General features: G+C 67.9%; 12 protein-coding genes. 7 read left to right on the top strand and 5 right to left on the bottom strand.

The annotated features are described in order from the left end of the window. Positions 1-337 precede the first annotated feature (337 nt). Together SALPAC4_RS0119295 and SALPAC4_RS0119300 are read left to right on the top strand one after the other, a co-directional pair. A complete protein-coding gene (locus tag SALPAC4_RS0119295) occupies positions 338-535 on the top strand; it encodes a hypothetical protein (RefSeq protein ID WP_019871723.1) in 198 nt (65 codons plus the stop codon). Then, complete coding sequence (locus SALPAC4_RS0119300; protein WP_050563991.1) at positions 532-801, top strand: hypothetical protein; 270 nt, start codon at positions 532-534, stop codon at positions 799-801. The genes SALPAC4_RS0119295 and SALPAC4_RS0119300 overlap by 4 nt, the downstream gene beginning before the upstream one ends. Positions 802-836: 35 nt before the next feature. Here the strand turns inward: SALPAC4_RS0119300 and SALPAC4_RS0119305 are convergent, their stop codons facing one another. Together SALPAC4_RS0119305 and SALPAC4_RS0119310 are read right to left on the bottom strand one after the other, a co-directional pair. Beyond that, positions 837-1,493, bottom strand: coding sequence for a response regulator transcription factor (locus tag SALPAC4_RS0119305; RefSeq protein WP_019871725.1), 657 nt, complete (start codon positions 1,491-1,493; stop codon positions 837-839). After that, positions 1,490-2,692, bottom strand: a complete 1,203-nt coding sequence (locus SALPAC4_RS0119310) for a sensor histidine kinase (protein WP_019871726.1) — start codon at positions 2,690-2,692, stop codon at positions 1,490-1,492. Before SALPAC4_RS0119310 ends, SALPAC4_RS0119305 begins: the two co-directional genes overlap by 4 nt. Positions 2,693-2,814: 122 nt before the next feature. On the opposite strand from SALPAC4_RS0119310, the gene SALPAC4_RS0119315 reads away from it, so the two are divergent. After that, positions 2,815-3,738, top strand: a complete 924-nt coding sequence (locus SALPAC4_RS0119315; RefSeq protein ID WP_019871727.1) for an ABC transporter ATP-binding protein — start codon at positions 2,815-2,817, stop codon at positions 3,736-3,738. Beyond that, positions 3,735-4,577, top strand: coding sequence for an ABC transporter permease (locus SALPAC4_RS25490; RefSeq protein ID WP_223874793.1), 843 nt, complete (start codon positions 3,735-3,737; stop codon positions 4,575-4,577). The genes SALPAC4_RS0119315 and SALPAC4_RS25490 overlap by 4 nt, the downstream gene beginning before the upstream one ends. A gap of 11 nt (positions 4,578-4,588) precedes the next feature. On the opposite strand, the gene SALPAC4_RS0119325 is transcribed toward SALPAC4_RS25490, so the two are convergent. Next, positions 4,589-5,428, bottom strand: coding sequence for a universal stress protein (locus SALPAC4_RS0119325; RefSeq protein ID WP_019871729.1), 840 nt, complete (start codon positions 5,426-5,428; stop codon positions 4,589-4,591). Between the two features lie 141 nt (positions 5,429-5,569). After that, the gene (locus SALPAC4_RS0119330; protein ID WP_019871730.1) at positions 5,570-6,454 is read right to left on the bottom strand and encodes a universal stress protein; all 885 of its coding nucleotides are present in this window, start codon (positions 6,452-6,454) and stop codon (positions 5,570-5,572) included. A gap of 133 nt (positions 6,455-6,587) precedes the next feature. Here SALPAC4_RS0119330 and SALPAC4_RS0119335 point away from each other — a divergent pair, with 133 nt between their 5' ends. After that, on the top strand, positions 6,588-7,091 hold the full coding sequence (locus tag SALPAC4_RS0119335) for a GNAT family N-acetyltransferase (RefSeq protein ID WP_019871731.1): 504 nt from the start codon (positions 6,588-6,590) through the stop codon (positions 7,089-7,091). 18 nt (positions 7,092-7,109) lie between these two features. Beyond that, positions 7,110-7,733, top strand: a complete 624-nt coding sequence (locus tag SALPAC4_RS0119340; RefSeq protein ID WP_019871732.1) for a hypothetical protein — start codon at positions 7,110-7,112, stop codon at positions 7,731-7,733. 20 nt (positions 7,734-7,753) lie between these two features. Here the strand turns inward: SALPAC4_RS0119340 and SALPAC4_RS0119345 are convergent, their stop codons facing one another. Then, a complete protein-coding gene (locus SALPAC4_RS0119345) occupies positions 7,754-8,146 on the bottom strand; it encodes a PaaI family thioesterase (protein ID WP_019871733.1) in 393 nt (130 codons plus the stop codon). 92 nt (positions 8,147-8,238) lie between these two features. Here SALPAC4_RS0119345 and tyrS point away from each other — a divergent pair, with 92 nt between their 5' ends. After that, positions 8,239-9,525 (top strand): tyrosine--tRNA ligase, encoded by a 1,287-nt coding sequence (tyrS, locus tag SALPAC4_RS0119350; protein WP_019871734.1) that lies wholly within the window; start codon positions 8,239-8,241, stop codon positions 9,523-9,525. Positions 9,526-10,032 lie beyond the last annotated feature (507 nt).

Here is a 10,032-nt window from a genome sequence, read left to right on the forward strand (position 1 = left end):
TGGCGTAAGCCGGTGGAGGTATCCGAGCCCGCCGGAGGCGCTGTCAGACCGCTCCCGTATTCCGCGGGTGCGGGAGCGGTCTATCAACATCCACTCACGTCCGGGAGTCTGCCTTGCCAGTCACAGCCGAACAGCTACCAGTTGGGAAAATCGGGGCCGCGTTCAGCTATTCGATCAACCACAATCGACCGAAGGATGCTGTGCCGGAGAAGGATCCAGGGCATCCGCTGAGTGCGGAAACTCGTGGTCGTGCGGTGGGTCGTGCGCGGGTGTACTACACCTCGTACCCGAGTATCGATGTACTTGAGGCTGTGCTCACCGGATTGAGGAGGCTGTGATGGCCGACGACGACCCGCCCGCTGACCGACGCGCACATCCCGACCCGTACGGCACGCCGCCGTTGCCCGATGGCGACCGGGTGCGGCCGCGCACGCCGAGCCCGCCCCCGCCGCCCGCCACCACGCGGCACCTGCTGCTCGCGGCGCTCATCCTGGTCATCATCGTGGCGGCCATCGTGCTCCGGGTGCTGCGATGACGGCCAGCCCGAGGCTCCCTCGCCCGAATCCGGGAGACTCGGCCGCCGACCGGACACACCTACCCATGCGTCCCCTGTGGGGTTGCGGCACCTGCCGGGCCGAGTGGCCCTGCCCGGCGGCCAGAGCCGCCCTTCTGATCGAGTACCGCGAAAACCTGGTGGCCTTGCGCGTGTATCTGAGCGCATTGATGACCGAGGCGGATGCACAACTTTCGCAGGTCAATCGAGCTTCCGACCTCTATCGTCGCTTCCTCGCGTGGGTCTGATGAGAGCCACCCGACGGCGTTGGTGAAGACCCTGGTCAAGCCACGGTGACCAGGCCGGCTTCGTAAGCGGCAATGACCAGTTGGACCCGATCTCTGGCGGCCAACTTGCTGAGCAGGCGGGTGATGTAGGTCTTGACGGTGGCCTGGCTCAGCACAAGTTCGTCCGCGATTTCGGAGTTGGACCGCCCTCGTCCCACCAGCGTGAGTACCTCCCGTTCCCGGTCGGTGAGCCGAGGGAGTGGCCGGCGTGCGGCAGCGGGTGCGGCGCGGGTGTCGACGAAGTGCTTGATCAGGCGGCGGGTGACACTGGGAGCAAGTTGGCCGTCGCCGCGTGCGACGGCGCGGACGGCGTCGAGGATGTTCTCCAGCGGCATGTCCTTGACCAGGAATCCGGCGGCACCGGCCCGCAACGCCCCGAACACATGATCGTCCTCGTCGAAGGTGGTCAGCACGAGGATGTGCGTCTCGGGAGCCACCAGGGCGATCTGAACCGTGGCTTCGACGCCTCCCATCCCGGGCATCCGTAGATCCATCAGGACGACGTCGGGTCTCAGTTCGCGGGTGAGCCGGACCGCTTCCTCCCCGGTTCCGGCCTCGCCGGCGAGCGCTATGTCGTCAGCTTCCGCGATGAACATGCGCAACGCCGATCGGATGAGTGGCTGGTCGTCAACGACCAGAACCTCGATCGTCATGCCACCGGGAGCGGGAGGTGGGCTGCCACCCGGAAGCCGCCTTCTGGGCGTGGACCGGTGGTAATTGTGCCGTGCAGCATCTCAACTCGCTCCCGCATGCCGACCAACCCTAATCCGTTGCCGGGCCGATGGCCGCGACCAGATCCGTCGTCGACTACCTCGACGAACAACTCCGCCTCGCGGAAGTTGATCAGGATTCGGCAGGAGTTGGTGTCGGCATGGCGCATCACGTTGGCGACGGCCTCCTGGACGATGCGGTAAGCGGCGGCGTCGACCTCCATCGGCAGCGTCTGGGGCTCGCCCTGTTGCCGCAGTTCGATGTCGATGCCCGCTGCCCGGGTGCTGGAGATGAGCCGGTCGAGGGTGGAGAGCGAGGGGACGTCTGGGTGGTCAGGGTCGGTGTCGCGCAGGGAGGAGAGGACTCGCCGCAGACCCGCAAGAGTCTCCTGGCCGACCTTCTCGATGCTGCCAACCGCTTCTCGGGCTGCTTCCGGTTGCGTTCGCATGACGCGGCCCGCCGCGCCTGCCTGCAGGGTGATGACCCCCAGGCTGTGCGCCACCATGTCGTGCAGGTCGCGGGCGATCCGAAGCCGTTCGGCACTGACCGCCTCGGCGGTCGCCCGTTCGCGTGCGGCTGCGGCCTGCGTTCGTCCTTGGCGGATCACCGTGCCGAGGAGGACGGCCGTGCAGACGGAGAGAGCCATGCCGGGCTCCGATGGGATGCCGCCCTCGCCGCCGAGCATCAAACGAGCCGTCAGATAGGTGGCGAGGAGGAGCAGGGCCAGGCCGGCCGCGGTCAGTGCCACCCGACGTCGGTGGTGGAGCGTGAGGACCACCAGGGCGATATCGATCGGAAGGATCTGCGGCGACCACACCTCCGGCTGTCGCCACACCAGGGTGGGTATCGCAATGCTCGCGAGCAGGAGCGTGAAGGCGAGCAGGGGCGTCTGTCGTAACCGGATGCTTCCGGCCAGCGCGGCCACCGCGGCTACCAGTAGCGTCCCCCGGCTTGCGGTGGCGGCGAGGGTGTCCGGTGGGAAGAGTAGCGACCAGCGCTGATCGGGCCCTTCGGTCAGGAACCAGAACCATGGGTAGACCGTTACCAACCAGCTGGTAAAGATCAGGAGGCTGATGAGCCAAGACGAGCTGAGCCCGTCGGAACGGAACCTGGTGGGGAGGAGACTCCGCGCCGCAGACACGGATCGAATCTAGCCGGGGGATCGTCCGGAAGCATCCGACCACGGTTGTACGACCGAGGATGTTTGCGGATCGCAAAAGTGTCAGCGCTGGTGGGACGCGCCGAGACACTCTGATCAGGACGATGGTTCTCGTGATCGAAGTGAAACAATTGACGAAGCGTTACGGCGACACCGTAGCCGTTGACGAGCTGACCTTCACCGTGCTGCCCGGACGGGTGACCGGCTTCCTCGGGCCCAATGGCGCGGGTAAGACCACCACCCTGAACATGCTCGTAGGACTGAGCGCACCTACACGCGGCACAGCCATCATCGGCGGGCTTCCCTTCACCGCGCATCCCCGCGGCCTGCGATACGTCGGCACCCTGCTGGATGCCCATGCTGTTCATGGCGGACGTACCGCCTACGACCACCTCGCCGCGCTGGCCCGGAGCAATCGTATCGGCAAGGCCAGGGTGTGTCAGGTACTGGCGGAGGTAGGCCTGGCGGACGTGGCGCAACGGCGCGTGCAGACCTATTCGCTGGGTATGAAGCAGCGACTGGGCATCGCTGCGGCTCTGCTCGGCGACCCGCCCGTGCTGCTGTTCGACGAGCCGCTAAACGGTCTCGACCCGGAAGGCGTGAAGTGGGTGCGCGGGCTCTTCCAGGGTTTGGCGGCCGAGGGACGCACCGTGTTCGTCTCCAGCCACCTCATGTCGGAGATGGAACACATCGCGACCGACCTGATCGTTGTGGGACGAGGCCGGCTGATCGCGGCCGAGACGCTGGCCCAGTTCGCAGCCCGTGGCGGCACGTTGTCGTCAGTATCCGTACGGACGCCCAACCCCGGTGCCCTGGCCGGAGCGCTGAGCGAGGCCGGCGCGAGGGTGGCCCAACACGCCGACGGGTTGCTGTCCGTGGAAGGAATGAGCGCCAGTGACATTGGCGACCTGGCCTTCGCAAAATTGATTCCGGTGCACGAGCTGAGTCCTCGGTTGGCCTCCCTCGAGGAGGCGTTCATGAGGATGACGAGTGACAGCATCGAATATCGGGCGGGGGTGTTGTGGTGAAGGCAACGATAAAAGAGCCAGTTGCCGAAACGGTGCGAACGGAAACTCAGGCACGCTTCCGTGATCTTTTTACTGCTGAATGGATCAAACTCTGGTCTCTGCGTTCGACTGCTTGGACGCTACTGTTGAGCGCCGTAGCGATTTTTGGTTTCAACTGTTATTCGGCGCACAGCGACTATGTAAATCTGGAATACTTCTCAGCCGCCGCTCGCGCGGATTTCAGCAGACACGCGATGTTCGATGCCTTCACCCCCGCCTCCTGCATTGCCCTGATGCTGTCCATCGGCGCCATCGGTGCGAACGTCGTGGTCAGCGAGTACGGCACCGGGTTGATCCGCACTACCTTCGTGGCGGTGCCGGCGCGGCACGGGGTGATGGCGGCGAAGCTGGCGGTCGTCACCGCGGTGTCGTTGAGCTACGGCCTGGTGGCCGTCGGTGGCTCCTTCCTTGCCACCCAGGCCATCCTCGACGGCAAGGACGTGGGCCTTTCCATCTCCGACCCGGGCGTACCGGAACGGCTGCTCGCCTCGGTGCTGATGGCGCCGCTGACCGCCCTGGTCGCCATGGCCATTGGTGTTCTTGTGCGGCACAGTTTCGGCACGCTGAGCACCTTCGTGCTGGCCTTCATGCTCCTGCCGCTCGCCCTCAGCGAACGGCTGTACGCCACGGCCGTACTCGGTCACCTGACGCCCTACCGCGCGTGGGGGCGCATCGCCGATATCGAGTTCGGAAGCCAGCCATATCCGTGGACGGCATCCGGCGCATGGACGGTCTACGCCGTCTGGGCGGTTCTCGCCACCATCCTCACGGTGGTTGTCGCGCAGCGCCGGGACCACTGAGCCCGGACCGGTCAGCGTCCTCGACCGTACGCGTGCGCCACGAGCACCGGGCAGTGGGCGTGCTGCACCAGGGACTGGCTGACCGAGCCGAGCAGCATCCCGGTGAATCCGCCTCGTCCTCGGGTCCCCACGACGATCAGGGCAGCGTCCCGGCTTGCCTCGATCAATGCCTGGTCCGGCTTCTCCGCCCGCAGCTGGCGAGCGGTCACCATTAGCCCCGGGTGGCTGCCGCGCACCGACGCCACCGCGGTGTCCAGCACCTCCGTGGCGTCGGTCGCGCCGGGGGTGTGCACGTGCACCAGTACCAGCTCGGCCTGCTGCCGGGTGGCCTCGTCGGCGGACTGCCCGACCGCGACCTCCGCCGACTCCGACCCGTCCACCGCGACCAGCACCGGTCCGCCCACCTCGATCGGCTTATCGGTGGGCCGGACCACCAGTACCGGGCTGTGCGCGTGCGCCGTGACCTGCGAACCGACCGCGCCGAGCAGCAGCCCGGCGAAGCCGCCGTGACCCCGGCTACCCACCACGACCAGCTCCGCCCGGCGGGACTCCTCAATCAGCGTGGCTCCCGGCCCGCCGGCGACCTGCCGTACCTGGATGGTCAGCCCGGGCCAGCGGTCGGCCAGCTCGGCCGCGGCCCGTTCCAGCATCGACTGCGCTTCGTCGTTCGGGGCCGGAACCCCAAACTCGTACGGGTTGATGGGAATCCCGAACCCGGACGGGTGCAGGTAGCCGTGCACCAGGTGCAGCGGCCGCGACCGCTGCACCGCGGCGCGGGCGGCGTGCTCCGCCGCCACCAGGCTCGGTGGCGAGCCATCCACCCCTACCACCACGGGTCGGTTCATCAGCATCCCTTTCAGCCTCTGTCGGCATATTGTCCCCTGGGCCGGTGTGGCAGGCCCGGTGTTGCGAGCAACGACGTCAACGGGATCGTGGCGTTCACCGGGGCGCGGCCGAACCGGCGGGAGGCCGCCGCTGCCGCGGCGGTGCGGTCAGCCGGTAGCGGGTCGGACGATGGCCAGTGGGCTGTGCCCGTGATGCAGGACGGCGTGGCTGACCGAGCCGAGCAGCAGCCCGCCGAGGGCGCCGCGCCCGTGTGCGCCGACGACCACCAGCTGCGCGCTCTTCGACGCCTCTACCAGCACCCGCGCCGGAGCCCCACGCACGACCCGGTGCCGCACCTGCACCTGCGGATACCGTTCGGCGAAACCGGCGAGCGACTCGGCGAGGGTCCGCTCCTCCTCGCCCTCGACGGCGTCCAGGTCGTAGACCAGGGGCAGGATGTCCCCCGGGCCGACGGGGGTGGGGAAGAGCCAGGCGTGCAGGGCTACCAGCGGAGCGTCCCGGCGGGCCGCTTCCTCGAATGCAAAGGCGACCGCCTCGGTAGACAGCTGCGAACCATCGACACCCACCACGACCGGACCGTCCGCGCGTGGCTCACCTCGGACGACCAGCACCGGGCTCGTCGCCCGGGCAGCGACCTGCACGGTGACCGAGCCGAGCAGCAGCCCGGCGAAGCCGCCGAGACCCCGGTGGCCGAGCACCGTCAGCACCGCTTCCCGCGCCTCCTCGACCAGCACCGGAGTGGGCGCCCCGTCCACCACGACGCCAGTGATCCGCAGGTCGGGGGAGATCTTGCGGGCCTGTTCCACCGCTTCCCGTACGTACTCTTCGGCCTGGTTGCGCAGCCCGGCGGTGACCGGGGCGCCGGGAACCGGGGTCAACGGGGTCCCGGTCAACGGCCAGATGAAGGCGTGCACCACCCGGAGCGGGCGCTGCCGGTATTCCGCCTCGCGCACCGCTACCCGGACCGCGTCCAACGCGGCGGCAGAACCGTCCACACCCACCACGACCGGGGCTCCGGCGTTGCTCGTCATAATGTCTGCCCTCCTTCGGCTCGTTTCACCTTCAGCCTGCCGGGCCGGCCGCGGCCCAATCAGGGGCGGTCGGCCCAAGCCCGGGGCCAATGGTCCTTCGCTCGGCGGCCTCGGCCGGAGCTACCATCGCGCGATGCCCACCGATCTGCGCCTGCGCCCCGTACTCGACAGTGATCTGCCGTTGTTCTTCACCCACCAGCAGGATGCCGAGGCCAACTGGATGGCGGCGTTCGGCCCGGCCGACCCCGCCGACCGCACCGCGTTCGACGCGCACTGGACGCGGATCCGCGCCGATCCGACGGTGGTGTCGCGGACGGTGGTTGTTGGTGATGAGGTGATAGGCCACGTGAATGTCTTCCCCGCCGACGGACGCACCGAGGTCAGCTACTGGATCGATCCGGGTCGCTGGGGCCAGGGGTACGCGACCGGTGCGCTCGTCGTCCTGCTGGGTGAGCTGCCCCGCCGGCCCGTGCACGCCCGCGTGGCCAAGGACAACCGTGCCTCCCTCGCCGTGCTGCGCAAGTGTGGCTTCGTCGTCACCGGCGAGGACCAGGGGTATGCCCCAGGGCGGGGCGTCGAGGTCCAGGAGTGGATCTTGGAGCTCACTGACCCCGCCCCCTTACCCACTTCGGGCTGAGCCACTACTCTCGCCGAGGTGAACTGGCTGGAACTGATCGGCTGGGCCGGCTCCGCGGTGCTGGTCTGGTCGCTACTGCAGACCGCTATCCTCCGGCTGCGCGCCCTGAACCTGGTCGGGTGCGTCGTGTTGATCGGCTACAACGCGGCGATCCCGGTATGGCCGATGGTCGGTCTGAACATCGTGCTGGCCGGCATCAACGTGTGGTACCTGCGCGGCATGCTGACGACCCGCCACGACGCCGCGACCTACCAGGTGGTCGAGGTGGGCGTTGACGATCAGTTCCTGGCCCACACGCTGCGGGTGCACGCCGCCGACATCGCCCGGTTCAACCCCGGTTTCACCTGGCACCGAGGCGGGGAGCGGTCCGCGTTCCTGGTCGTCAAGGCCGATGAGGTGGTCGGGGTGGTGCTGGCGCACGCGGAGCCGGGCGGGGTGGCCCAGGTCGACCTCGACTATGTCACCCAGCGGTTCCGGGACTTCACTCCGGGCGAGTTCGTGTACCGGCGTAGCCGCCTCTTCACCGACAAGGGTTTCCGGCAGGTCGTCACCCCGCCGGGCATGGTCGCCCCCTACTATCACCGGCTCGGCTTCCATCGGCAGGGCGACGCGTACGTGCTGGACCTTCCCGCTGCCGCCTAGCGCGCGGCCACCGGCTGCGGCTATCCGGTCGTGGACAGGTTCTGTAGCCGGACCTGGCCCCGTGCCACCAGCCGGTCCCCGTCATCGGTGATCTCCACCTGCCACAGCTGCTGACTGCGGCCCCGGTGGATCGGGGTGCCCACAGCGGTCAACTCACCCGACCGGACTGCCCGCAGGAAGTCGGTCTGGTTCGACACGCCAACGACCTGCCCCCGGTCGCCCAGCCAGGTGGCCCCGCCGATACTCGCCGCCGTCTCGACCACCGAGCAGTAGACACCGCCGTGCTGGATGCCGTACGGCTGGTGTAGCTCGGGACGGACCCGCCAGCGGAGGACCACCCGGTCGGCGCTGACCTTTTCGTAGCGCAGCCCCAGCAGGCCCACGAAGCCGCCGGTCAGATCTGGATCGTCCACGGCATAGCCCTTCGTCGTTGCGGGGCGGCCAGCATAGCCGGCTGGTAATCCCGGTAGTGGTGCCGGCTGGTCATGCGGGAGAATCGGGGACTGTGACCGACACCAGCTCCCCGCCGTCAGAGCGGGAAACACTCTTCGACGATCTTCGGTGGCGTGGCCTGATCCAGGACTCCACCGGCCTCGACGAGCTACGCGCGTTGCTCGACGGCCCGGGAGCGGCTTTCTATGTGGGCTTCGACCCGACCGCGTCGAGCCTGCACGTCGGTCACCTCATGCAGGTCGTCACCGCCCGGCGGCTCCAACTCGCCGGCCACCGGCCGCTGCTGCTGGTAGGCGGGGCGACCGGGCAGATCGGCGACCCGAAGGAGAGCGCCGAGCGGGTTCTCAACCCACCCGAGGTGGTGGCCGGCTGGGTGGCCCGGATTCGGGACCAGCTGGCCCCCTTCGTGTCGTACCAGGGTGCGAACGCGGCGCAGCTGGTCAACAACCTGGACTGGACCGGCGAGATGTCGGTGGTGGAGTTCCTGCGGGATGTCGGCAAACACTTCCCGGTCAACCGGATGCTGGCGCGCGAGGTGGTGCGGGCCCGACTGGAGAGCGGGGTCAGCTTCACCGAGTTCAGTTACCAGCTGCTCCAGGCCAACGACTTCTTCGAACTGCACCGACGTCACGGGTGTCAGCTTCAGTTCGGCGGCTCCGACCAGTGGGGCAACATCACCGCTGGCGTCGACTTCGTCCGTCGCCGGGGCGCGGGGCCGGTGGAGGCGTTCACCACGCCGTTGGTCACCAAGTCGGACGGTACGAAGTTCGGCAAGACCGAGGGTGAGGCGATCTGGCTCGACTCGGAGCTGACCAGTCCGTACGCGTTCTACCAGTTCTGGGTCAATGCGGATGATCGCGACGTCGTCCGCTACCTGCGCTACTTCAGCTTCCGTTCCCGGGCCGAGCTGGAGGCCCTGGAGAAGGAGGCCGCGGAGCGGCCCGCCGCTCGCGTCGCCCAGCGGGCGCTCGCCGAGGAGCTGACCACCCTGGTGCATGGCGAGCGGGAAATGGCCCAGGTGGTCGCCGCGAGTCAGGCGTTGTTCGGGCGGGGGTCGCTGGCGGAACTCGCACCCGCGACGCTGCGCGCCGCCCTGACCGAGGCGGGCCTGGTCCACCTCGACGAGCTTCCCGACGTGGTCGGGCTACTCAAGGAGTCTGGTCTGGTGCCGAGCAACAAGGAAGCCCGTCGGGTGATCGCCGAGGGGGGTGCCTACCTGAACAACAACCGGGTGTCCTCGACGGACGCGGTCGTCACTCCGGCGGACCTTTTGCACGACCGCTACCTGGTCCTGCGTCGGGGGAAGCGTTCCTTCGCCGGTGTTGAGCTGCGAAAATAGCTAGATCCTGATGATGTGACCGGGGACGCGTCCGGCGGATTTGACGGCAACTCCGTCGGACGCGTAACTTTCTCTCTGCCAGCGCGGAACGGACAAAAACGGGGCGGTCGCCCCGAGCGGCCGGAGCGCTGGAAATGACCTCTCGGACTGACCGAGCCTCACGGCCCGGATGGTTCGCTTGGGCGGTGCCCCAGACTCGCCGGTAGGCGGATTTGGCGAGGCGAAACCGACCGGGTAAGGTTAACCGCCGGCAGGAGCCGGGCGCGCTAGCGGGAAACCGCAAGCGGCCGGTCTGCAGAAATCACGACGAAGGCGACGGACAGTCGGTGACGTTGTGGTGCCCAAAAGTGGACGAAGTCGACAAATCGCAGCAAAGCGGTTTGACACGGCAGAAACCACCGGGTAAAGTAGTAAAAGTGCCTGGCGCGAGAGTGGCGGGCTGGAGCGGTTGCCTCCGGAGGGGCCCTGGTTTGGGGTTCTGATGGTGTGTGGTTGTTCTTTGAGAAC

The organism is Salinispora oceanensis (genome assembly GCF_000383575.1).
Lineage (GTDB): Bacteria > Actinomycetota > Actinomycetes > Mycobacteriales > Micromonosporaceae > Micromonospora > Micromonospora oceanensis.

Excerpts from the sequence above, each read along its gene's own strand:
- SALPAC4_RS0119295 (WP_019871723.1), top strand. The coding sequence starts at position 338 with ATGGCCGACGACGACCCGCCCGCTGACCGACGCGCACATCCCGACCCG.
- SALPAC4_RS0119300 (WP_050563991.1), top strand. The coding sequence starts at position 532 with ATGACGGCCAGCCCGAGGCTCCCTCGCCCGAATCCGGGAGACTCGGCC.
- SALPAC4_RS0119305 (WP_019871725.1), bottom strand. The coding sequence starts at position 1,493 with ATGACGATCGAGGTTCTGGTCGTTGACGACCAGCCACTCATCCGATCG.
- SALPAC4_RS0119315 (WP_019871727.1), top strand. The coding sequence starts at position 2,815 with ATGGTTCTCGTGATCGAAGTGAAACAATTGACGAAGCGTTACGGCGAC.
- SALPAC4_RS0119325 (WP_019871729.1), bottom strand. The coding sequence starts at position 5,428 with ATGCTGATGAACCGACCCGTGGTGGTAGGGGTGGATGGCTCGCCACCG.
- SALPAC4_RS0119330 (WP_019871730.1), bottom strand. The coding sequence starts at position 6,454 with ATGACGAGCAACGCCGGAGCCCCGGTCGTGGTGGGTGTGGACGGTTCT.
- SALPAC4_RS0119335 (WP_019871731.1), top strand. The coding sequence starts at position 6,588 with ATGCCCACCGATCTGCGCCTGCGCCCCGTACTCGACAGTGATCTGCCG.